Raw genomic sequence first — 23108 nt, 5'->3', positions numbered from 1 at the left:
TCATTTATTTTATTAATTACGATTAAACCGGAGGCTGAGGGACTCGAAGCCTCCGGTTTTTATTAGCCCCGATTGCCGCGGCATCCTTTTTTGTCTGCGGAGGCCCTGAAGATTGCGGGACAAAAAAGATACAGCAGAAAGCGGGAAAAAGCTCCTGATTAACTTCTGAGATTTTAGAATGATAGGGTTTGACTGTTTCGAGTGCTTTTTCGGGTTAAAATGCAAATAGATAGCATTCTTTTATATTATGTTAAGCCATTTATTAAAAGACACTTAAAATAATTTAGACGGAGATTTTGTATATTTGTGTGAAATTTATTTTATGACAAATTCTAGAGCTAGAGAAACAACGGAAGCAATTGAAAGATTGTATATTTCTATGAGACACCTCTTTTACAGAGGTTTTTTTAAACCTGCCGGTGTTTCGGGGGAGACGATCAGAAGTTTGTTAAAGACCATCAATCCGGAGATCTACGGAAGTATGAACGTGCCGAGTAAACTCGAACTAAACGGTTTGATGTATGTACTGGACAGGCTTCCGGAAGGAATTGAAGAATGTGCTTTTATTCATCTTACTTCGGATGAAGGGTTTGATAAAGGAAGTTTCGAGCCGATTGTTCCCAAAAAGAGAAGAAGAAACTGCTACAGGATCGATGAACATCAGATGAATATCGAAGTGCTTTTGGGCCGTTCCGAGATCTATGATATTCTTACCCATTTAACTTTCTTATTTATAGAAGCGGATAAGGTAAGAAACCTGGCTTTCATTCAGGATGAAAACTGGAAGCCGACACGTGCTTTCAAAATCATTGAAGAAGTAGTAAAAGGAGAAAAGAAATTCAGCAGAAAAGAAAAAGAAGTTGCGCTCATTCACCTGTCTTCTCTTATAGGACGGACTTTTGATGAAACTTTAAATGCTTATAATACTTTCGGTGAAGATAATAATCCGGACCGTCTTTTCAAAATCATCTATAATCTCGCTAAAGTGAGTCTTGAGGATGCAAAACAAACCAGAGAGCGTGAAATCCATTTCAGTGCCATATTGAAAGAAAGAGTAGGGCATCATTATTTCGGTGAAAAGTGGGCTCAAAAAGTGAAAGAGGTTTTGTATGAAAACGATCTTCACATGCGTCCGCTCCATATTATTTCAGCCAATATGCATTCGGTGAAAAATATGCTGTATGCCAATGAAGCCCTCAAAAAGAAAGATCATAAGGTCGACTACAAACTTTACGGAGAAATTTCTGATAAAAAAGAGCTTCGCGACAAAGTTTCGAAATATGCGCTTGAACAAGGGATGATCTATATTAATGATAAGAGCGGAAGTAATATTGATGTTCAGATCATCGACCTCAGCAAAGCCGAACTTAAAAATACGCCATTTCAGGATATTAAATTCGGAGGCGATGATGTAATCATGGTTTTCGATTATGCTTTCGGAGAGCAGGCTTTTGAAGTAATGGATGAATTGCTGAGGCCTTTTGAGCATAAAGGCGAAGTCTATATGATGAAAGTAAAGTCCGTTTCCATTATGGGTAAAGCAGGAATTCTCGCCGGAGGTAAAGGAGATATCATGATCCCGACCTCACATATTTTTGAAGGAACAGCAGATAATTATCCATTTGAAAATGCCTTAAAAGCGGAAGATTTTAAAGATGATGAATTGCAGGCTTTTGAAGGGCCAATGATTACCGTATTGGGAACTTCACTCCAAAACAGGGATATCCTTTCTTATTTTATGAATACCTCGTGGAAAGCCATCGGACTTGAAATGGAAGGAGCACATTACCAGAAAGCTATTCAGGTGGCGTCTAAGATCAGGCATCATATTACACCGGATCTTTTTGTGATGTATGCTTATTACGCTTCGGATAATCCGTTGGAAACAGGGAGTACGCTTTCTTCAGGCGGTTTAGGACTGACAGGAGTGAAGCCTACTTATCTTATTACATTAAGAATATTAGAAAAGATTTTACAAAGCGGAAAAAAAGAAGTTTCTGTGAAAAAATAATTCTATTTAAAAAAATGAATCTTATTTATAAGACAAGAAATATTTTCATGAGCATATTTTTATTTGTGCTCATGATTTTTTTTATGTTTAGCTGTACCGATACAAAGAAAAATCAAGATTTTCCTTTTTATAAACAATCAAATTCAAACAGTTGTGGCCCGGCTTGCCTGCGTATGATTTTTAAATACTATGGAGAAGATTATACTGAAGAATATTTGAATAAAATCACTCATGCTGATTCAGTGAGGGGGACATCTTTTTTAGATCTAAACGATGCTGCAAACTTACATGGACTTATTGCTAAAGGAGTAAAGATAAATTTTGATGAACTAAATACTATGGTTCCCTTACCATGCATTGTTCATTGGAATCCAAACCATTTTGTAGTTGTATATAAAATCGAAAATTCTAAAATTTATGTTGCCGATCCCGGAGATTCATTGAAAGTTTATACAAAAGAAGAATTTTGTGATTCATGGTTTGAACCTGAATATGCTGATGAAAAAGCAGGAGTAGCTCTAGTTTTTGAAAAGAGATATGCTAATTAAAAAATAAAAGGACTCAAATGAAAGCATTTGAGTCCTTTTATTTTAAACACTAATTTTATTTGTGAAATTAATTGCTAAATCAACGAGATAAAAATAATTATCTTTAAAAAAATTAAAAACAAATGAGCTCAACATTACAATTAGCCAAAAGATTCCGTGAAGTGTTGCTGGATGGTTTATGGATTGCCAATACCAATTTTAAAGATCAGTTATCTAATGTAAAGATGGAACAGGCTACAGCTAAAATAGGTTCTCTGAATACCATTGCCATGCTTACTTTTCATATTGATTATTATATTGCCGGACTTATCCATGTTTTTGAAGGCGGAGATCTGGAAATAAGAGATCAATACAGCTTTGATCTTCCTACGATAGAATCTGAAGAACAATGGGAAAATCTAAAGAGCAAATTATGGAAAGATGCCGAAAAATTTGCAGCCTTGCTGGAGCAGATGCCCGATTCTAAAATGAGTGAAGGATTCGTTGATGAAAAATACGGTACGTATCTCAGGAATATTGATGGAATGATTGAACATTGCTATTATCATTTAGGTCAGATTACTTTAATTAAAAAACTGCTTCAACAAAAAGAATCTGCATAATATGTAAATCAGCGGACAAAATTTAACAACTTAAATAATTTTAATCTAAACTTTATCAATAGAACAAAACCTCAACAATAATTACAATTTTTGAGGTTTTTATTTAAATACATATCTTTAGAAAAATAAAAAATTTAAATGAAAAGATCTTTTGCAATCCTGTTTGCGTTTATCATTTCTCAGTTTCATGCTCAGCAGGGGCCTTATTATCAGCAGAATGCGAAGTACAAAATGGATATTGATGTTAATGCTGAAAAATTCACTTATGAAGGCAAACAGACACTGGATTATAAAAACAATTCTCCGGACGAACTTAATGTAGTGTATTTTCATCTGTATTGGAATGCCTTTAAGCCTAATTCGATGATGGATCAGAGAGTTGCCGGACAAGGAAAAAGCGGCGATTCAAGATTGCAGAAAGACGGAATTTCCAGACTTACCTCTATCCCGAAAGATCAGGAAGGTGCTCAGAATATTCACTGGATTAAACAAAACGGCAAAACGCTGAAATATGAAATTCAGGAAACGGTTATGAAAGTATATCTGGCCGAGACTATTAAGCCAAATTCTTCAACAACCTTTACATTAGAATGGGATGCCGTGATTCCGCAGCAGATCCGAAGAAGCGGAAGAAACAACAGGGAAGGGGTGGATATGACCATGACCCAGTGGTACCCGAAAATTGCAGAATATGATTATGACGGCTGGGCAACCTTTGATTATATCGGAAGAGAATTTCATGCACCATTCGCGGATTTTGATGTTACCATTAAAATCAACAAAGATTATGTAATCGGAGCAGGAGGAATTCTGGAAAATCCCGAAGATGTAAAAGGGTATGATCCGAATGCAAAAATTAAAGCAGATAAAAATAAAGCAACATGGAAGTGGACTGCTAAAAACATTCTGGATTTCGCCTGGGCTGCAGATAAAGACTACATTGTAAAAAGCTTTGACGTTCCGCAAGGTCCAAAAGTCTTCCTGGTATATCAGAATAACGATAAAACAAAGGTCTGGGAAGAGGCGCAGCCTTATCTTACAAAGTACTACCAGCTAATGAATGCGCGCTTCGGGAAATATGTCTACCCAACATATGCTTTCATTCAGGGTGGTGATGGCGGAATGGAGTACGGCATGTGCACCATGATTTTAGGTGAAGCTCAGGATATTGAAGGCTTGATGGGATTAATGGCCCATGAAGGGGCTCATTCCTGGTACCAGCAGATGTTGGCTACCAACGAACCGATGCGTCCGTGGATGGATGAAGGTTTCACGAGCTATGCAGAAGGATATGTGATGAATCAGTTATTTCCACCGGCACAGGAACTTCCAAATCCTTTCGTGAATTCAATCAACGGCTACAGGAATTTTATTAAAAAAGGAATTGAAGAGCCTGCAGTATGGCTGGGAGATCATCATGACAACGGTACTTCCTATACTTATGCTTCTTACGTAAAAGGGGAACTGTATCTTGTGCAGCTGGGGTATATTATGGGTGAACAGAATTTAACGGAAACCCTGAAGCAGTATTACGATCAATGGGTGCTAAAACATCCTTCCGACAGAGATTTTCTGCATATTGCCCAAAAAGTTTCAGGAATGGATCTGAAGTGGTTTCATCATTACTGGATCAAAACAACCAAAACAATAGATTACGGAATCAAAGATGTGAAATACGAAGCAAAATCTACAACCATTACCCTGGTAAATAACGGTCAGGTTCCAATGCCGGTTGATTTTAGCATAATAACGTCTGATAAAAAAGTGATCACCTATCAGATTCCGATGAACATGACCCACACCTGGAAAGGAAAAGATGCTTACGGAGAATTCAAGACAATGCCTTATTGGCCTTGGACCCAAAAGGAATACGTTATTACCGTTCCTTACACAAAATCGCAGTTGTCTGTTTTAGGAATAGATTTCAGTGAAAGAATGGCCGATGTGAATATGAAAGATAATTTTGTTGAAGTGAAATAACGTTTTAACATAGATAAAAAATCCCTGCAGAAATTTTTCTGCAGGGATTTTTATTAAAGCATTTCCTTTCACCATAAAACTTATTTCGAAGATTGTAAGCAGGCTTATATAAAATCATTAAATTTAAAGCCTTAAATAATTAGTGATTCCATTAGACCAAATAAATGAATTCAATAGTAATTAATGTAGGAAACAGCAATATCAGATTCGGTCTTTTTAATGAAGATAACTGTGATATTTCGTGGGTCATCAATACTAAGCCTTACAGAACGGCAGACGAGCTTTATGTTCAGATGCTTATGCTATACCAGACCTATAAAATTCAGCCAAAAGAAATTAATAAGATCATCATGGGTTCTGTAGTGCCTCAACTCACAAAAATAATGAGTTCGGCTATCAGGAAGATCCACGGTGTTGGTCCTGTTATTGTTGACCGCAATACACCTTCAGGCGTTCAGGCAAAATCCAAACAGATGGGAACTGATATTTATGCCAATCTGGTAGCGGCCCATAATATGTACCCGGATCGGAAGAAGATTGTGCTGGATTTCGGGACGGCGCTTACAGCAAGCTGTGTTGCAGAAGATGGCGAAACTCTGGGCGTGATTATTGCTCCGGGGATTATTACTGCTCTCAACTCACTCATCAGCCAGACTGCCCAGCTTCCGGAAATTGAGCTGGTGAAACCGAAAACCGTTTTAGGATTGGATACTGTTACCTGTATGCAGAGCGGAATGGTATACGGATTTTTAGGAATGGTGGAAGGTTTTGTAGACAGGATTAATGATGAGGTGAATGATAATTGTTTTGTGGTAGCTACAGGCGGAGTATCCCATGTGTATAAACCTTTAACGGATAAAATCCATGTGATGGACAGGCTTCATACGCTGAAAGGACTTTATTTTTTAGGAAAAGATCTGTAAGGCTGATGTTAAGTCTGGTAAGTGTATGCTTAATTCATATACAAGTTTTTGAAGACCTGACTCTAAGCCTTAATCTTAATTCATCATCTCTTTGATCTGAAAAATTCTTTTACAATAGAAGAGCATTCATTTTCCATAATTCCGGTTACGATTTCCGTTTTAGGATGGAGGGTAAGATGTTTGTTGATGAAACCGCGCTGCTCGTCTCTTGCGCCGATTACTACTTTTGAGATCTGTGACCACGAAAGGGCTCCGGAACACATTACACAGGGTTCCAGCGTGACGTACAGCGTGCAGTTTTTAAGATATTTTCCGCCAAGAAAATGAGCGGCGGAAGTAATGGCCTGCATCTCCGCATGGGCAGTAACGTCATTCAATGTTTCGGTGAGGTTATGTGCTCTTGCAATGACCCGGTTGTTGGAAACCACCACACAGCCAATCGGAACTTCATCTTTTTCAAGGGCAAGATGCGCTTCGCTGAGCGCCATTTTCATAAAATATTCGTCGGTAAACATGTTAATCTTCAAGTTTCATTGTTAAAGGAAGCCGGAAACGGTATCGCACGGGATTTCCATTGACAACAGCCGGGAAAAATTTCTTTGGAACAGAATATAGGGCAATTTCAGCCTGCCTGTTAAAAGTAAAATTCTCTCCCTGTGCTTCAACATTTGTTATCGTGCCGTCAATTTCTACAATGAAAGCAACAATGGTTTTAATCGTTTTAACCTCAGAATGAACACCTCCCAGATAAAACAGATCGGAAACTTCTTTTCTGAGTTCATTAATGCCTCCGGGATAGTCTGCTGCTTTATCGGTAATTACAGTGGGGACAGCCGAAGCCTGGGAAGATGTATTTGTTTTTATAAGGTGCAGTCTTCCCAGGTCTTCCAGGTTCTTTGTTTTTAATAAAACGCCGGTAAGCGCAACATTTTCTATACTATCCATTTTCTGCATGAAAAGCTGATAATCGCTTTTTATGGAAGCTTTATGGAATTGGTTTGTTTCCGCATCAAATTTTTTCTTGAATTCCTGTCCCAGCATAGAACGATGCTGATTGTAGTATTGTTTAACAAGCCTGAAATCTTCAGTCTGCTGGGAAAAACAAAAAGAAGAAATTAAGAAGAAAAAGTATGGAAGCAGGAATTTCACTGTGATATATTTATGTAAATGTAATCAAAAATACAATACATTGTTTACTCTTTCAGATAGCTGTTCAGGGACTCCTGCAGATGGTTGCGTATTTCATCAACTAAAATCTTCGGTTCTAAAACCTGAACTTCTTTTCCGTACGATAAAATTTCCTGCATAAAATCATAGGTAGGATGAAGAAAGAATTCAAAATAGATTTCTTCCGGCGTTTCCTTTATTTCTTTCTGGGATTGGTGAAGCGGAAAACTTTTGATGTACTCGCCCTGATGCCTGGTGCATTTCAGAACAATCTTCTGAGGATTCTGTGCAGTAAGATTCATAACACCGAAAGCATTTTTAAAATGTTCCCTGAAGTTATATTTGTACTTTTCTTTAAATTGTTTATCATTTACATCAAGATAATTAATCCTGTCCAGCCCGAAAGATTTCAGCATTTTATCCTTTGTGTCAATGGCAATGAGGTACCACCGGTCTTTGGATTCTTTTAATGCCAGCGGGTGTACCTTTCTTGAAGTCATCAGTTTATTTTTATAATTATAATGCTCAAAAGAAACAATTCTTTTATTTCTGATGGCAAAAAACAGATCATAAAAATGCTCAACTCCTGTAGGCTTTCTGCTTTCAAAAAAGATAAAATCTGAAAAATCCGGATGAAGATTCAGAGCATTGCTTACTTGGAAAGATTCAAGTAATTTCTGGTTGTATTCATCAACTTCCATGATCGGGCGGCTCTCAATATAATATCTGTTGTCGCCTTTCTTTTTGTTGTGAATGGAAAGGTTAAACAGATCGGAAATTTCCCTTATATCCCGCTGTAGAGTCCGTATCGAATAGCTTTTGATTCCTGCATCCTGAAATTCAAAAGAATTGAGCAGATAGTCTTCCAGTTGAGGATAAGTAGCAGGAGAGCTTTCTAATCTTTTAATGATCAAAGCATATCTTGTCAGGTAAAAATCTTTTTTCATTCGGATATAATTTATGATGCAGTTTCTACGGTTATTAATTTCATGGAACGCTTGCGTTCAGGGTTACCTTGTCTGAGACAAATATAAATGCTTAATGCGACAAAATGTGTCGTGTTTTATTTTTGTGGATAAGTTTTAAAAGTCAACATTGCTTGAAAAGTTTTTATCAATCATAATTTTTCAGACTAATTTACGATATTTCGATAAAATTTATTCAAGGGTTAATGTTTTTAATTGTTTAAAACCAGTGTTTTAACGTGAGGGTGCTGAAGTTGTAAAAGTAGTTATGATTTAAATAAAAAATATGACTACTAAAGAGTTTAAAACGTTCAATATGCCCTGGGAAGCAGTATATGGATATGTTCAGGCAGTTAAGAAAGGAGACACGGTATGGATTTCAGGTCAGCTAGGTCATAATATGGACGGCGTACTTACTGACGGTATGGAAAATCAGTTCAGGCAGACTTATGAGAACATTGGAAAACTACTTTCCAGGTTTGGAATGACTGCAGATGATGTAACGGAAGAAGTTATTTATGTGACGGACATGCAGCAGGGCTTCGAGGCAAGAAAAGTTACCGGAAAAGAATTTTATGGTGAAGCATGTATAGTTGCCAGTACAATAGTCGCTGTAAGTGCGCTTGCTTTACCCGGACAGATGGTAGAAATTAAAATTGTAGCAAGAGGCTAGTATTTTTTAATCTAAAAACATAAAACTCTACAGTAGCAGGCGCTGCGGAGTTTTATGCTGTTTATGTGAAAGGTTAGGTAGTTTTTATATTTCATCTTCAAGAGTGTCGTTTTCAAAGTCATCCCTGAAAAATGTTTCAATAGCATCAAGGTAGTTTTCATAATCGTTTTCTGCATTCTCGATGTCGCTCCAGTCAATGGTATAAAGGGGGTCATCAGAAACAGTATCGTAATGTTGATTTGGTGTTTCCATAGTATACATGAGATTGGTTATAGTTAATGATAAATTTCTGAAGCTCAGATGATGATAATTTAAGTTTTCATGGTTATTAATTTAATTTCAATGGTTATTTGAATTACCCTGGATTATCATTAAAAATATATTTAAGTGAAATCACTTAGTTCAATTTCGTCGCTCATGAGCATAAGGATATCCATTTCAGAAAGTATTGATTTTAGTTTTATAGCTCCCATTTTAAGGTCATTTTCAGACAGGATATACAGCCATACACTCCGGATGAAATCTTCAAAAGGAATACTTTGATCATACATCTGGGTATGTGTTTGAGCCGTAAGCACCAAAAGCTGTTTTACAATCTCCCGGCAGTCATTCATTTTTCTTTCGAAAGGACTCAGAATGGTAAGTATGGTATTTTGAATGTTATAAAGAGCATCTGCTGCTGCCTTGGTCTGGTTTTTCTTGATATTCGTTCCTCTGCCTTCTGTCATTTTTGCAGCTAATATTTTACTTCTGAAACCTGCCATCTCAGAAACTTCACTGATGTTGTAAGTGGATAAAATATCTTCCGAAGCTTTCAGCCAGAGCATAATTTTATCAATAAAATGATGATCTTTTTTTTCAAGTGAAGAAACAATTCCCGGAAATTCCTGCAGCTTCTCCTTAAGTAGGTTTACCAGAATAAATTGCGATTTTCTCATTATTCGGGAATTAGGGTTTCAATGATATTTCCATTAATGTCTTCATATCTTGACCATTCCATTCCGGATTCGCTCACGCTCATTTTTGCATAAATAAGATATTTGGGATCAATGCTCATCAGCTTGCCGGCTTCTACTATAATATCATGTTCCTCTACATTCTCAAGCACTTTTTTAGCCTCAAGAAGCGTGCGGTTTTTGATGCTGTTTTTAAGCGTTTCCGACTTTACTTCACCCCAGGTGAAATTGGGAAGCGTTAAACAATAATCTGTAATATAATCGGGAATGATATAGAAGTCTTTTTCTTTTTCGGGAGTGATGACCTGTATATTGTCTTTTTTCATTTGATAAATAAGGTCATCATAATATATTTCCATGTCTGCCAGGAAAACCCTGAGCTTTTGATCACTTGAAGTATCAGCAGCGTTGTAACCTGTTTTCAAAACTTTGGTGATTTCGTCGTAAGCGAAATCTCTAAGTTTGAGAATGGGCAGTTTTCCTCCCTGTGCAAAAGGAATGGTAAGATCTACTGTTCCTATTTTCATTCTTGGGATTGAAAAATTTTTCAGCATTTCATCCTGTGCATATTCTTTTGCGATCTGTAAGGTCTGAAGATCGGCCATCTTTCGGGAATTGGCAATTTCAGATACAATGCCTCCCAGATATTCATATAATTTTGGCATGATAAATTGTTTAAAATAATAATGGTTGGAAAAAGGATGGCCACCAGAGCAGCCATCCGGAAAATTATTTATTGACTGCGGAAATACTGTCTTCCAACATATCCATAACCCTAGCAAGGCCGGCCGGCAATTCATCATTTACCGCTCTCACATGAACTCCCAGAGTATACGTTCTTTCGGTTGTAGAAGTGCTGGATGAAGTCTTTTTGTACGATGCGGATGCATTAAACTTCACCTTCCAGATTTTTGCGCTTAGGCTTGCGGAACCGCTGAATTCACTGGAAACATTTTGGGTTTCCACTGAGTTTAGTTTTGCGTTAAAATCAATGGTCATCTCATCAATTCTTAAAGCAGGAACAGTAAGCATGGTAAGAAAAGGCACTTTCAGATTAACTTCTGCATCCGTAAAAGGATTGCTGTATATTGCTGGAATAACAGTAGCACTTGCGTCTACTTTTCCTTCTGCTTTTAGTTGCTCAAGAGTTTTCCCGGCATCCGGATTAGGCACCGATTTTTTGTAATTAAAATCTACATATTTCAGTAATTCAGGACCTCCGTTGGTTCCGGGAGTAAAACCAACCTCTTTAATAAAATTGACCTGTGAAATGGAAGCGTCATGCTGTGCTTTCACCGCAGCCTGTAACGGACCGCCGATGTAAACGCTGAAATCTAAACTGTTTAATTCTTGTACTAAATTTGCCATAATGTTTAATGGTTTAAATGGTTAATAAATTGATTATATAGCAGTGCTAGCAAACTGATATTCATGGGTAATACATATCCTGTTCAGCAGGAAGCTGAATAATATTGTTGTCGGATACGTTTGGGAGCTATAGTCCGGGTCGGCTATTGAAATTTCAAATCAAAACTACAATTTGTAGGATTTTTTTCATGGTATTTCGTTTTTTGGTTATTGTTTTTAATCTTGATTCAAAAATACCAGGTGAAAGCGACAAAACTTGACGTATAAAATTATTTTTTTAAAATAATTTATAAGGTAAATAACTTATTTTTCCTTTTTATAAGGTAAAAAGCTTATGTTTTGTGTAAGATTAGTTTCTGAACGATTTCATTCAGGATATCACGGTTATCATCAATAAAGCAAAGTCCTGCCTGTATCAGATTCTCAATATTGGATCTCCTTACATTATCCATTGCCGGAGAAGCATTTTTCAATGAGGGATTAAGCCGGTAGTAGTTTTTCTGGTTTTGCTGGTCCAATGTATCAAACATCTGGCAAAGCTGATAATCTACTGTTTCTGCATTGGCAGACATTAAGATATCAATGATAGGATTTACCCAGCTTATCTTTCCTGCCTTTTCCAATTTTCTGAAGGAATAAGATTTTGATTCAATACCTGTCCCGATGGAGATAACGATCATATCATTCACCGCAGGATGATTGGTTTTCTGTTGATCCTTTAAAATCTCTGCAAAAGGAATTTTCCGGGCTTCCGCATAAGCACAGAGCGATGGATTATTGGCAAACATGCCGCCATCAATCAGGCTGAAAATTTGTCCATATAAAGACTTGATCTGAACCGGTGAAAAATATGTAGGCGCCGCTGAGGTTGCCCTGCAGACATCTTTTACATAAAAATTATCTGTATTAATCCGGGCTTTCCAGGAGTTAAAGAGTTTCGCTCTTCTGTTTTCGATATCATAGCTCGTTATTAAACACGGTTTTATCAGTTCCTTTAATTCTAAACTTCCAAAAAAGTCATTAAGGTTTTTTTCGAGTGCTTCCTGGGAGATTTTTTCATTAATCAATCCAAAGGGATTGACCAGCCTTTCCCAAAAAGAAACCTGAAATATGTCGCCACCTTTTTCAGCATAAAGCTCCAGCCCTTTTTGGATGGAATATTTTGCTTTTCGGTGTTCATTGGGACATAGAATAATAGATGCAATCAGACCTCCTGTACTGCTTCCGGCAACAAAGTCAAAATAATCACCGAGTTTGGCTCCCGGCTTATCATAAATCTGCAGCTGTTCTTCTATGTAACGCAGAATAATGCAGGTGATAATTCCCCTGATTCCGCCCCCGTCCAAAGAAAGAATGGTTGTCTTTTTCATTTGATTTTACTTTTTTTGGAGAAAACCAGTCAGCTAAAGACAATAAAAACCAATAGACTTTTAAAAATGGCTATTGGTTTTTTTTATTATTTAGAGATGGTTTGGTGTTTCTCTCAAAGCAAAAGTAGTACGGGAAAGCGACAGAACTTGTCGTGTTAAAATAATTTTTCAAACAAAGGAGAATTAAAATGCCACATAGTCCTCTTTATCGCGCTTCATTTTAATGAGTTTTCGCCAGCTTGTTTTTATAATTCCTTTTTCGGTAAGAATTTCCTTTTTTTCAAAGTGTGGGAGATCTTTGAAGGTCTTCCAGTTACCACCCCACTCCCAGCCGTATTTAGCAAAAATTTTCACACATTCGTACCAATCGGCTACCTTGTCATTATCCCAGTCTTTGGCTGTATCCCAGCTGGCTGTTTTACCATCAATCATCATACAGATGTCAACGGCCAGTCCATAATTGTGAATGCTTTGCCCGGCTTTGGCATTGGTCACTTTTTTTCCTGAGGTAATTCTTCCAATGGCGTAGAGTTTTTCCTGTTCTTCAAAACTTCTCAGCCCTTGCGTAATTCTTACTTTTGCTCTCCCGGTTAAGGCCTCATTGCAATCTTTAATAATCTGTTTTACTTCTTCCCGCACGAAAGGATGGAGCTTTTCAATTCTTTGTAATGTTACTTTATCCATATTAATAATTTAGCGTTTTGGAAAACAAAATTATAGGTCTGTAGCGACAAAACTTGACGTATTAAAATAAATTTAAACATCTGTTTATCAGTAATTTAAATTTAATGTTAAAATTTATATTAAACATAATATTATGATTTAAAAGTTATAATTTTGCGTATTGAATTGTCCCGTTTTTCATTATGTATGCTCTGGTAGACTGTAATAATTTCTTTGTTTCCTGCGAACGAACCCTAGATCCGGCGCTTGAAAATAAGCCCGTTGTTGTGCTTTCCAACAACGACGGATGCGTGGTGTCCCGAAGCAGAGAGGCCAAGGATCTGGGCATTCCTATGGCTGCGCCGGCTTTTAAATATAAAGAACTGTTCAAAGAGCATGACGTGAAAAGTTTTTCTGCAAAATTTGAATTGTATAATTTTAAAAGCCAGCAGGTTATTGAGATTGCAAAATCATATGTACTGGATTATGAAGTATACAGTATTGATGAGTTATTTTTAGACTTTACAGGGTTTAAATACATCAATATCCATGATTATTGTATTGAAATCAAGAACAGGATCGGGAAGGAAGCGAATATTCCGGTAAGTATTGGCATCGCTCCTACAAAAACTTTATGCAAAGTCGCCAATAGAATTGTAAAAAAATATCCGGATAATTTTGATGGTGTGTTTATAATGGATTCATCCGAAAAAATCGAGAAAGCTTTAAAGTGGTTAGATATTGGAGATGTGTGGGGAATCGGCCGCAGGCTTGCCATAAAAATGCATGATAACGGCGTTCATAAAGCATGGGATTTGCTTCAGAAACCGGAAATGTGGGTGCGTAAAATAATGGGAATCCACGGCGTAAGGATGATCAATGAGCTTAAAGGAATCCGACAGCTGGAACTGGATGCTCCCTCTCCGAAAAAATCTATTGCCGTAACCAGAAGCTTTATGGAGATGCTTACCAAAAAGGAAGATGTACGCGAAAGGGTGGAAACCTTCGGGATGTACTGTTCGGAACGATTGCGGAAGCAGAACACATGTTGTAAAATGGTAACGGTTTTTGTACAGACCAACCGTTTCCGAAAAGATTTGCCGGAATACAAAAATGCCATCACACGGGTTCTTCCCAATCCTACCAATTCTTCTATCTTGATAGGAAGAGTGGTAAATGAACTATTTGAGGCTGTTTTCAAAGAAGGATTTCATTATAAAAAAGCGGGAGTGATCGTTAATGATTTTGTCCCTGAAGACCAGAGATTGATTAACTTGTTCGAAGAAGACACCCAAAACCAACATTTACCGGTTATGAAAGCGATGGATGCGATGAATAAGAAATTCGGGAAAGATAAAGTACGACTGGGAAGCATGAGCGGAGAAAATACTTACGGAAGAAAGCAGTTATCCCCGGAATATGAGGCTTTTCTTAAGAACAATACTTTTACGGAAGCCAATTTCAGATTCCATTAGTCAGCAAATAATTGTACGGTTTCATTCACAAGGAACTTTACCTGATCCGGTCTTCCGCGGTCATTTTTCGGAAGATTGTTGTAGCTTCCTGTTTTTACGATAACCATATTGTGTTCAGGAACCATGATGATGTATTGTCCCTGCAGCCCTAAAAAATAATAGTGTTTAATGGGATTGTCATCATTGATCCAGAATCCCATTCCGTAAATTTCTTCAGATTTTTTCGTCGGGGTGCGCATCTGATTAATAAAATCAGGATTCAGGATTTGTTGGTCTCCTGCTTTTCCGTTATTCAGGAATAACTGTCCCAGCTTTGCGAAATCCCGGGTTGTAGCATGGATGCAGCAGTAGGTTTTTTCCATCCCGCTTTCGTCGGTGCTCCATTCTGCCTGATGTTCCATTCCGAGCGGAATCCATATTTTTTCAGATAAATAGCTCGCAAGAGTCTGGCTGACCGCTTTTCTCACAGCAAAACCCAAAAGTTGGGTAGAACCGCTTTGGTATTCAAACTTTTCTCCGGGATGTTGCTTGAATTTTCTTGAAAAGGTAGCTTTTATAAGGCTTCTCCCATAATATGCTTTTGCGTTTGGCAGAAATGGATTTTTATAGTTTTCTTCCCAGTTAAGTCCGGATTCCATTTGTGCCAGATTTCTCAGTGTCAAACTTTCTGTAAACTTCTTATTTCTGAATTCATCAAAATAATCAGAAAATTTATTGTCAATACTGTTGATTTTTCCTTCTTCAATCGCTTTTCCTAAAAGCATCACGGTAACTGCTTTTGCCATGGAGAAAGAATTGGTTTTTGATAATGCATTGTAGCCGTTCCAGTATTGTTCATGGATGATTTTGCCGTTTTTTACAACAAGAAAAGAAGCAGTATTGGAGTGAATCAAATCATCAACTATATTTTTAGGTAATGGGATTTTGTTATAATCCGCATGTTTTTCCCAGGGAACAGGATTTCCAGCCGCAATCAGATTGTAGGAGAAAAATTTGCCATCATCAATATGGGCGCTCATTTTTCCTTTCAGATAGGTTTTTGAAATTCCGTTAAAAATATAACTGTAACCTAAAAGATAAAAAAGTACTGCGGCAATTACAATAAATGTAACAAAATAAATAAGAATTGTCATATCAATAGATCTTGAAACAAATGTAAGCTAAATTTGAAAATATCATATAGAATGACATTTTAACAAAAAATAAGCCCTGATTTCTCAAGGCTTTTCATTTATATTTTTGAAAGTAAATTTCTGAAGTTGGTCTTTTCATCAATGATTCTTCTCAACTCTGAAACAGGAACTCGTTCCTGCTGCATCGTATCCCTGTTTCTGATCGTTACGGTGTGATCCGTTAATGAATCGTGATCAATCGTAATACAGTAAGGCGTTCCTATGGCATCCTGTCTTCTGTAGCGTTTTCCGATGGCATCTTTTTCTTCGTAGAATAAATTGAAATCGTATTTCAGGTCGTTGAAGATCTGCTCGGCATATTCAGCTAACCCGTCTTTTTTCATTAACGGAAGAATAGCAGCTTTAATCGGTGCTAAAGCCGGTGGTAATGATAAAACTGTTCTTTCGGAACCGTCTTCCAATACTTCGTCTTTTAAGCAATGAGAGAAAATGGAAAGGAATAATCTGTCCAGACCTACAGAAGTTTCTACTACGTAAGGAACATAGTTTTCGTTTCTTTCCGGATCGAAGAATTGTAATTTTCTTCCTGAATGCTTTTCATGAGCCTTTAAATCGAAATCCGTTCTGGAGTGAATGCCTTCCAGCTCTTTGAAACCGAACGGGAAATTAAACTCAATATCAGCCGCAGCATTCGCATAGTGCGCCAGCTTTTCGTGATCGTGGAATCTGTAATTTTCATCACCTAATCCTAAAGCTAAGTGCCAGTTCAGACGTTTTTGCTTCCATTGTTCGTAGAATTCCAATTCTGTTCCCGGAGCCACGAAGAACTGCATTTCCATCTGTTCAAATTCACGCATTCTGAAAATAAACTGTCTTGCAACGATCTCATTTCTGAATGCTTTACCGATCTGTGCAATCCCAAAAGGAAGCCTGTGTCGTGATGTTTTCTGAACATTCAAAAAGTTCACGAAAATACCCTGAGCGGTTTCCGGTCTTAAATAAAGGTCCATCGCAGAATCTGCGGAAGCACCGAGTTTCGTCCCGAACATCAGGTTAAATTGTCTCACTTCCGTCCAGTTTTTAGAACCGGTATCGGGATCGGCAATTTCCAGCTCTTCAATTAACGCTTTTACATCGGCAAGGTCTTCATTTTCCAGAGATTTTGCTAATCTTGAAAGAATGGCTTCTCTTTTGGCTCTGTATTCCAGTATTTTAGGATTGGTGGCCACAAACTGATCTTTATCAAATGATTCTCCGAATCTTTTGGCTGCTTTTTCAATTTCCTTGTTCTCTTTATCTTCAATTTTAGCGCAGTAATCTTCCACTAAAACGTCTGCTCTGAAACGTTTTTTAGAATCTTTATTGTCAATCAGCGGATCGTTAAAAGCGTCTACGTGTCCCGATGCCTTCCATGTGGTCGGATGCATGAGAATTGCAGAATCAATGCCGACAATATTTTCATTAAGCTGTACCATGGCTTTCCACCAGTACTGCTTGATATTATTTTTGAGTTCGGCACCGTTCTGTCCATAATCATAAACAGCGGATAAACCATCGTAGATCTCACTCGAAGGGAAAATAAAACCATATTCTTTAGCGTGAGAAATCACTTTCTTGAAAACATCTTCTTGTTTTGCCATATTTTTAACGTCTGAAGTTGCAAAAATAGTGAAAAACCCGGAAGTTGGAAGTGAGAATACAGAAGTTTTTATAACGCAGGATTTTAGGAGTCGGGAACCTGCTTTCGCTACTCGCTATTTTCCTGGATTTAGGCGGCAGCGAGCGCGCCGCCTAAATCCAGGAAAATGAGCTCAGACATGCCGCTCAATCAGGACTAGGATCGCAAACTTCAAACAACCCTCACAGGTTTTAAAACCCGTTAGGATTAATAGAAATTCTCTACTTTTGCCGGATGCTAGAAATTCTTTACCGAGATGAACATCTTATTGCGATCAATAAACCCAGCGGATTATTGGTTCATAAATCTTTTTATTCCGGAGAAGCGGATACCTATGCCATTCAGGAATTAAAAAAGCAGATCGGGCAAAAAGTGTATCCGGTACACCGTTTAGACCGGAAAACTTCGGGTGTCTTGCTGTTTACTTTGGATAGAGAGACATTGAGAATCATGAGCGATCAGTTTGCCACGAGGGAAGTAGAGAAAAAATATATTGCAATTCTGCGGGGCTGGGCCAAAGAAGAAGAAACCATTGATTATGACCTGGTCAATGAAAATGAAGTGACGCAGAATGCTGTTACCTACTACCGTCGCCTGCAGACTTCGGAAATAGACTTGCCTTTTCTAAAACATCAGACCTCAAGATACTGTCTGGTTGAAGCAACTCCTGAAACAGGAAGGTTCCATCAGTTGAGGAAGCATTTTAAACATATTTTACATCCTATTTTAGGCTGCCGGAAACACGGCTGTAATAAGCAGAATAAGTTGTGGCTTCAGACATTTGGCATCAGTAAAATGACGCTGCATGCCCATCAGCTGGCATTTAATCATCCGATTTCCGGCGAGAAAATAACAGTCAATGCTACAATAGATAATGATTTTAAAAAAATTGGAGATATTCTGCACCTGGATTTGAGTGCCTATTCTTAACATGCAGTTTGTCATCCTGGAAGGATCTAAACAAAACATTAATGCTTTCAGTTCCTATGGAATCACAAATTGGGCTAATTTCATACTATTGAATAAGCGACTGCAATCCTAGCCCCGATTGCAATGAAAATCCTTTTTGAAAAAAAGATTGTAATGGAAAGCGGGAAATAGCTCTTGAAAATTATTTGACAACTTTATTGTACTAAAAGTGTTTAAATATATTGTTAATATTTCGTTGATTACGAATTCAAGATTAAAATAAATCCAGCAGCTGTTATAGACAGTATATATTATATATTTTTTTCATTAATATCACAGGTTAATGGAACATTAATTTTAAAATGAGTATTTTTGTAAAACTTTTTTTCAATGTACAAATCGCTCATTCGCCCGATTCTTTTCAAATTTGATCCTGAAGAAGTTCATCATTTTACTTTTGCAATGCTGAAAAATTTCGGATTTCTCACTAAATTATTTTTACCGAAACCTATTGAAGACAAACGTCTGGAAAGAGAAGTCTTTGGATTGAAATTTAAAAATCCTGTCGGGTTGGCTGCGGGTTTTGATAAGAACGCCGTTTTATTTAATGAATTGGGAGATCTGGGTTTCGGATTTGTAGAAATAGGTACGGTTACGCCGAGAGCACAAGCCGGGAATCCTAAGAAGAGGCTTTTCCGTTTAATAGAAGATGGCGGAATCATCAACAGAATGGGGTTCAATAACGACGGACTGGAAGCTGCCATCGGAAAACTGAAAGGTAACAAAGGGAAAATCATCATCGGCGGGAACATCGGTAAAAATACAGACACCACACCGGACAACTATACCCAAGATTACCTGGAGTGTTTTGAAGGTCTTCATCCTTATGTAGATTATTTTGTGCTGAATGTAAGCTGTCCGAATGTAGGAAGCCACGCCAAGCTGGAAGATGTAGAGTATCTGAGGGAGTTAATTACCGAAGTTAAAAAAATCAACCAGTCAAAAGCTGTACAAAAACCTATATTACTGAAAATTGCTCCGGATCTGAATAACAATCAACTTGATGAAATCATTGATCTGATCTCAGAAACGAAAATTGACGGAATTGTAGTTTCCAATACATCGGTTAACAGGGAAGGTTTGAAAACATCACCGGAAGTGTTGGCACAGATCGGAAATGGTGGTCTCAGCGGAAAACCGATTCGCGAGCGAAGTACGAAAATGATTAAATATCTCTCCGATAAAAGCAACAGATCTTTCCCTATTATTGGTGTTGGAGGAATTCATTCTGCAAAAGATGCCCTGGAAAAACTGGATGCTGGAGCAACGCTGGTGCAGCTGTATACAGGATTTATTTATGAAGGACCGGAATTGATCAATGATATTAATAAAGCGCTTTTAACACGGGCAAGCAGAATTTCAAGATAAAATTAAGAAGAGGGTTTATGAACTCTCTTTTTTATTGTTTTAAAGAAAAAAATGTGCAATCGTATAAATAACCAGTCCGACCAGTCCGCCCACTAAAGTTCCGTTCACCCGGATGAACTGAAGATCTTTCCCCACTTCCAGTTCCAGTTTTTCACTGAGCTCTTTTCCCTGCCAGTTTCCTACAGTGGAACTGATGAGGTTTCCAAACTGATGCGTATTTCTAAGAATATACTTATAAGCCGTTACCCGAATCCAGTCATCAATCTTATTCTGAAGGTTTGCGTCCGTTTTCAAATTTTCGGAGAATTCATTCAGGTTTTTAGAAATATATTTTTTTAAAGAAGAATATTCTTCCTGAAGTTCGTTTTTCAATGTATTTTTGATGGAAACCCAAATGTCATTGGAGTATTCGTTCAATTTATCGCCTTTCAGAAGATCGTTTTTAATAATTTTAAATTCTTCCTCCCATTTCGGGTCTTCTTTCAGGTCAACGGAAAAATCATGAATTTTTTGGGTAATCAGGTTCCTGATTTCATGTCGCGGATCTTCTTCAATTTCCCTGAAAAAGTCTGAAAGACCTGTGGCGATTTTATCAGCAATTTTATTATCAACAAAAGAAGGAATAAAAGTATAACTTCCTTTTTTTACCCGCTCTTTAATGAGTTCATCATTTTCAAGAATATAATTTTTGATCTGTGCCGAAAGATTGGTTACCATTCTCTGATGGTCATTTTTCTCAATAATATAACCAATCCCGTTTCCTACGATTTTATTAAGTTTGATATCATCGGTCATTTCCTGAACTTTTTTACTGATGAACTGGCTTACGGCAGTATCGTCAAGCTTATTGAGAATATCCAGAACAATATCCGAAAGATTTTTAATGAGGATCTCCTGGTTTTTTTCCTTTGAAAGCCATTCACCCACAAAGCCTGAAATTTTCAGCTTCATCATGTAAGGTCTGATATTCTGTGGAGAAAGAAAATTGCTCACCACGAAACTGCCGAGATTATCACCCAGTCGCTCCTTGCTGTTTTCAATAAGGTTGGTGTGAGGAATGGGTAATCCCAACGGATGACGAAAAAGCGCAGTAACCGCAAACCAGTCGGCAAGCGCACCTACCATGGCTGCCTCAGAAAAAGCCCGTACGTAACCTACCCAGTGGGAATCTACATTTTTTTGGAGAAGAGTGGTGGCAATAAAAATGGCCGCCATCAAAAGGAACAGTCCTGTGGCAAATGCTTTGTATTTTCTTAATTGTTTTCTTTTGGCCTCATCATTCATATTCTCAAATTTAGTACATTTGGTATATATTTTTTACCACAAAAGTCACAAAAGAATTTTCAAGATATTCAAAGTTGAAATGTTTCTGCTAAAGTACACACTAGATTTTTATATACTGTGAAATTCACCAGGATCAATTTTGGCTAAAAACTTTTATAATTTTTGTGGTTCAATTTTTAGTTACCTAAATCTTTAAGTAAATCTTATGCAAAACGAAGCAAAAAACAATCCATACTACTCACGAACAGACAGAACAGCGGTGAATATTTCCAACGAAGAATGGAAAAAAATACTTTCGCCGGAACTCTATGCTGTAGCAAGAGAAGCGGCAACCGAAAGAGCCTTTACCGGAAAATACAATGAGTTTGATGAACTGGGAGAATATTACTGTGCGGTATGTGGAAATCATCTGTTCAGGTCTACTGAAAAATTTTCCAGCAGCTGCGGCTGGCCGAGCTTTTTTGAAGCAGATAAAGAAGGGGTTTATTATAAAAGAGATGTAACCTACGGAATGGATAGGGTAGAAGTACTTTGTAAAAGATGTGATTCCCACCTTGGGCATGTTTTTGACGACGGGCCGAAGCCTACCGGATTAAGGTACTGTATGAATTCCGTAAGCCTGGAGTTTGTTTCGGATGAACAGATATAAAATAGTTTTTATTCACGAAATCAGTAAGTTAAAGTTTCTTAAATTTGAGTTAAACTAGAGGAGTTATTCTTCCAGATAGGTATGTTTTTATACATTTGCTGACTCAATTGGATTTAACATATTATTGAATGAAAGGATTTTATAGCTTATTAAGTATTGTTTACATGGTCACTACTTCATTCTACCTGTCACCGGAAAAAAAAGAGACAAAGAATGAAATCAGTACAAAAAAGATTGAAAGAGTAGCCGACAAAAAATCGGAGAACACCACAGAGAAAACAGTATCATCCTCAGAAGAGTTATACAGGTCTATCGCATTTGAACAAGGGCATGAGCTTAACGAAGAAGTTTTCTTCAAAGCCTTAACAGGGTTTGAGAATTTGAAGAAAGCTGGTTTGCTTAATCAGGATTCGCATTTACTTACGGTATGCGATTTTTCCATGTCCTCAAATACGAAAAGACTTTGGGTAATTGATATGAATGAGAGAAAGGTATTGTTCAACTCACTGGTAGCGCACGGTAAAAATACCGGAGAAGAGTTTGCAACGAATTTTTCTAATACCGATAGCTCACTTCAGAGCAGTTTAGGTTTTTATATTACGGATGCAACATACAATGGGGACAATGGATTTTCCCTGAGACTGTTGGGAATGGATAAAGGATTTAATGATGCGGCATACAGAAGAGCAATCGTAATGCATGGCGCAGATTATGTAAGTGATGAATTTGCAGCAATGCACAAAAGAATTGGAAGAAGCTGGGGTTGTCCGGCTGTACCCAGAGATCTTACCCAGCCAATCATTAATACGATCAAAGGGCGAAATCTTCTTTTTATCTATTATCCGGACCAAAATTATCTTTCTAAATCAGAATGGCTGAAAACGTCAATATAAATGAATGAAACTTCGGAATTTATTCCAGCAATACGATTAATGAACACTCCTGACGGAAGCAGTACTTTTGAAACGGGAAAACTTCCTGTTCTGAAAACAATCAGTACCACTTCTTTCCGCATCAGCAATACCGTTGAAGAATGGGAGAAATCTGATCATCCTGCACCCAGAAAACAATATGTGGTAACCGTAAAGGGTAAAATCAGGTTTAAAGTGAGTAACGGAAATACATTTCTTATTGAACCCGGAATTATTCTACTTGCTGAAGACGTAGAAGAAAAAGGGCACAGCTGGGAATTTGAAGAAGGAGAAACATGGGAAAGGCTTTATATTCCTATTCCTGATCATGGCGACAGTTTCTTCATTTCTGATCATCATTAGAATTATTTTAATTGATTAAATAAAAAAAGCAGTCTGAATAGCAGACTGCTTT

At 37.5% G+C, this 23108-nt stretch carries 24 protein-coding genes; 12 read left to right on the top strand and 12 right to left on the bottom strand.

Annotation, left to right across the window (positions count from 1 at the left end; genetic code table 11):
• Positions 1 to 322: 322 nt before the first annotated feature.
• The 5 genes from ODE14_RS13425 (at position 323) to ODE14_RS13405 (ending at position 6064) form a co-directional block, all read left to right on the top strand.
• Complete coding sequence (locus ODE14_RS13425) at positions 323 to 2011, top strand: DUF6909 family protein (protein WP_248389588.1); 1689 nt, start codon at positions 323 to 325, stop codon at positions 2009 to 2011.
• Positions 2012 to 2058: 47 nt separating this feature from the next.
• The gene (locus ODE14_RS13420; RefSeq protein WP_263601791.1) at positions 2059 to 2559 is read left to right on the top strand and encodes a cysteine peptidase family C39 domain-containing protein; all 501 of its coding nucleotides are present in this window, start codon (positions 2059 to 2061) and stop codon (positions 2557 to 2559) included.
• 122 nt (positions 2560 to 2681) lie between these two features.
• Positions 2682 to 3161, top strand: coding sequence for a DUF1572 domain-containing protein (locus tag ODE14_RS13415; RefSeq protein ID WP_263601790.1), 480 nt, complete (start codon positions 2682 to 2684; stop codon positions 3159 to 3161).
• Positions 3162 to 3299: 138 nt separating this feature from the next.
• Complete coding sequence (locus ODE14_RS13410; RefSeq protein WP_263601789.1) at positions 3300 to 5141, top strand: M1 family metallopeptidase; 1842 nt, start codon at positions 3300 to 3302, stop codon at positions 5139 to 5141.
• 164 nt (positions 5142 to 5305) lie between these two features.
• Positions 5306 to 6064, top strand: coding sequence for a type III pantothenate kinase (locus tag ODE14_RS13405; protein ID WP_263601788.1), 759 nt, complete (start codon positions 5306 to 5308; stop codon positions 6062 to 6064).
• 83 nt (positions 6065 to 6147) lie between these two features.
• Here the strand turns inward: ODE14_RS13405 and ODE14_RS13400 are convergent, their stop codons facing one another.
• Genes ODE14_RS13400 through ODE14_RS13390 form a run of 3 tightly spaced genes read right to left on the bottom strand, consistent with a single transcriptional unit; the run spans position 6148 to position 8178 of the window.
• Positions 6148 to 6579, bottom strand: coding sequence for a nucleoside deaminase (locus tag ODE14_RS13400; RefSeq protein ID WP_248394977.1), 432 nt, complete (start codon positions 6577 to 6579; stop codon positions 6148 to 6150).
• A 1-nt stretch (position 6580) separates the two neighbouring features.
• Complete coding sequence (locus ODE14_RS13395) at positions 6581 to 7213, bottom strand: energy transducer TonB (RefSeq protein ID WP_263601787.1); 633 nt, start codon at positions 7211 to 7213, stop codon at positions 6581 to 6583.
• A gap of 44 nt (positions 7214 to 7257) precedes the next feature.
• Positions 7258 to 8178, bottom strand: a complete 921-nt coding sequence (locus ODE14_RS13390; RefSeq protein ID WP_263601786.1) for a helix-turn-helix transcriptional regulator — start codon at positions 8176 to 8178, stop codon at positions 7258 to 7260.
• A 304-nt stretch (positions 8179 to 8482) separates the two neighbouring features.
• On the opposite strand from ODE14_RS13390, the gene ODE14_RS13385 reads away from it, so the two are divergent.
• A complete protein-coding gene (locus ODE14_RS13385; RefSeq protein WP_263601785.1) occupies positions 8483 to 8869 on the top strand; it encodes a Rid family hydrolase in 387 nt (128 codons plus the stop codon).
• Positions 8870 to 8953: 84 nt separating this feature from the next.
• Here the strand turns inward: ODE14_RS13385 and ODE14_RS13380 are convergent, their stop codons facing one another.
• The 6 genes from ODE14_RS13380 to ODE14_RS13355 form a co-directional block, all read right to left on the bottom strand.
• Entirely contained in the window at positions 8954 to 9121 is a 168-nt protein-coding gene (locus ODE14_RS13380; RefSeq protein ID WP_248389602.1) for a hypothetical protein, read from the bottom strand.
• A 131-nt stretch (positions 9122 to 9252) separates the two neighbouring features.
• On the bottom strand, positions 9253 to 9807 hold the full coding sequence (locus ODE14_RS13375) for a hypothetical protein (RefSeq protein WP_263601784.1): 555 nt from the start codon (positions 9805 to 9807) through the stop codon (positions 9253 to 9255).
• Positions 9807 to 10490, bottom strand: coding sequence for a hypothetical protein (locus ODE14_RS13370; protein ID WP_263601783.1), 684 nt, complete (start codon positions 10488 to 10490; stop codon positions 9807 to 9809). Before ODE14_RS13370 ends, ODE14_RS13375 begins: the two co-directional genes overlap by 1 nt.
• Before the next feature lie 64 nt (positions 10491 to 10554).
• Positions 10555 to 11193 (bottom strand): DUF2589 domain-containing protein, encoded by a 639-nt coding sequence (locus ODE14_RS13365; RefSeq protein WP_263601782.1) that lies wholly within the window; start codon positions 11191 to 11193, stop codon positions 10555 to 10557.
• A gap of 332 nt (positions 11194 to 11525) precedes the next feature.
• Entirely contained in the window at positions 11526 to 12563 is a 1038-nt protein-coding gene (locus ODE14_RS13360; protein ID WP_263601781.1) for a patatin-like phospholipase family protein, read from the bottom strand.
• A 183-nt stretch (positions 12564 to 12746) separates the two neighbouring features.
• The gene (locus ODE14_RS13355; RefSeq protein ID WP_248389612.1) at positions 12747 to 13247 is read right to left on the bottom strand and encodes a M15 family metallopeptidase; all 501 of its coding nucleotides are present in this window, start codon (positions 13245 to 13247) and stop codon (positions 12747 to 12749) included.
• Positions 13248 to 13429: 182 nt separating this feature from the next.
• On the opposite strand from ODE14_RS13355, the gene ODE14_RS13350 reads away from it, so the two are divergent.
• A complete protein-coding gene (locus ODE14_RS13350; protein WP_263601780.1) occupies positions 13430 to 14701 on the top strand; it encodes a Y-family DNA polymerase in 1272 nt (423 codons plus the stop codon).
• Here the strand turns inward: ODE14_RS13350 and ODE14_RS13345 are convergent.
• Together ODE14_RS13345 and ODE14_RS13340 are read right to left on the bottom strand one after the other, a co-directional pair.
• Positions 14698 to 15834: a serine hydrolase domain-containing protein gene (locus ODE14_RS13345; protein ID WP_263601779.1), complete on the bottom strand. Its 1137-nt coding sequence runs from the start codon at positions 15832 to 15834 to the stop codon at positions 14698 to 14700. The two genes, ODE14_RS13350 and ODE14_RS13345, sit on opposite strands and share 4 nt — an antisense overlap.
• A 98-nt stretch (positions 15835 to 15932) precedes the next feature.
• Positions 15933 to 17474, bottom strand: coding sequence for a glycine--tRNA ligase (locus ODE14_RS13340; RefSeq protein ID WP_263601778.1), 1542 nt, complete (start codon positions 17472 to 17474; stop codon positions 15933 to 15935).
• Between the two features lie 272 nt (positions 17475 to 17746).
• Here ODE14_RS13340 and ODE14_RS13335 point away from each other — a divergent pair, with 272 nt between their 5' ends.
• Together ODE14_RS13335 and ODE14_RS13330 are read left to right on the top strand one after the other, a co-directional pair.
• Positions 17747 to 18442, top strand: a complete 696-nt coding sequence (locus ODE14_RS13335; protein ID WP_263601777.1) for a pseudouridine synthase — start codon at positions 17747 to 17749, stop codon at positions 18440 to 18442.
• 369 nt (positions 18443 to 18811) lie between these two features.
• Positions 18812 to 19849 carry a quinone-dependent dihydroorotate dehydrogenase gene (locus ODE14_RS13330; RefSeq protein WP_263601776.1) on the top strand — a complete coding sequence of 346 codons (1038 nt, stop codon included), beginning with the start codon at positions 18812 to 18814 and terminating at the stop codon, positions 19847 to 19849.
• A 39-nt stretch (positions 19850 to 19888) separates the two neighbouring features.
• Here the strand turns inward: ODE14_RS13330 and ODE14_RS13325 are convergent, their stop codons facing one another.
• Positions 19889 to 21133, bottom strand: a complete 1245-nt coding sequence (locus ODE14_RS13325) for a DUF445 domain-containing protein (RefSeq protein ID WP_263601775.1) — start codon at positions 21131 to 21133, stop codon at positions 19889 to 19891.
• Positions 21134 to 21338: 205 nt separating this feature from the next.
• Here ODE14_RS13325 and msrB point away from each other — a divergent pair, with 205 nt between their 5' ends.
• The 3 genes from msrB to ODE14_RS13310 all read left to right on the top strand — a co-directional run bounded on the left by msrB (position 21339) and on the right by ODE14_RS13310 (position 23056).
• Positions 21339 to 21782, top strand: coding sequence for a peptide-methionine (R)-S-oxide reductase MsrB (gene msrB / locus ODE14_RS13320; protein WP_248389636.1), 444 nt, complete (start codon positions 21339 to 21341; stop codon positions 21780 to 21782).
• A 128-nt stretch (positions 21783 to 21910) separates the two neighbouring features.
• Positions 21911 to 22675, top strand: coding sequence for a murein L,D-transpeptidase catalytic domain family protein (locus ODE14_RS13315; protein ID WP_248389639.1), 765 nt, complete (start codon positions 21911 to 21913; stop codon positions 22673 to 22675).
• Entirely contained in the window at positions 22676 to 23056 is a 381-nt protein-coding gene (locus ODE14_RS13310) for a hypothetical protein (RefSeq protein WP_263601774.1), read from the top strand. It abuts the gene before it with no gap.
• The last annotated feature ends 52 nt before the right edge of the window (positions 23057 to 23108 follow it).

The sequence above is a fragment of the Chryseobacterium sp. PET-29 genome, assembly GCF_025736815.1.
Taxonomy (GTDB): Bacteria; Bacteroidota; Bacteroidia; order Flavobacteriales; family Weeksellaceae; genus Chryseobacterium; species Chryseobacterium nepalense.
The sequence above is the reverse complement of the archived record's forward strand: the minus strand, read 5'-3'. Positions and strand labels throughout refer to the sequence as shown.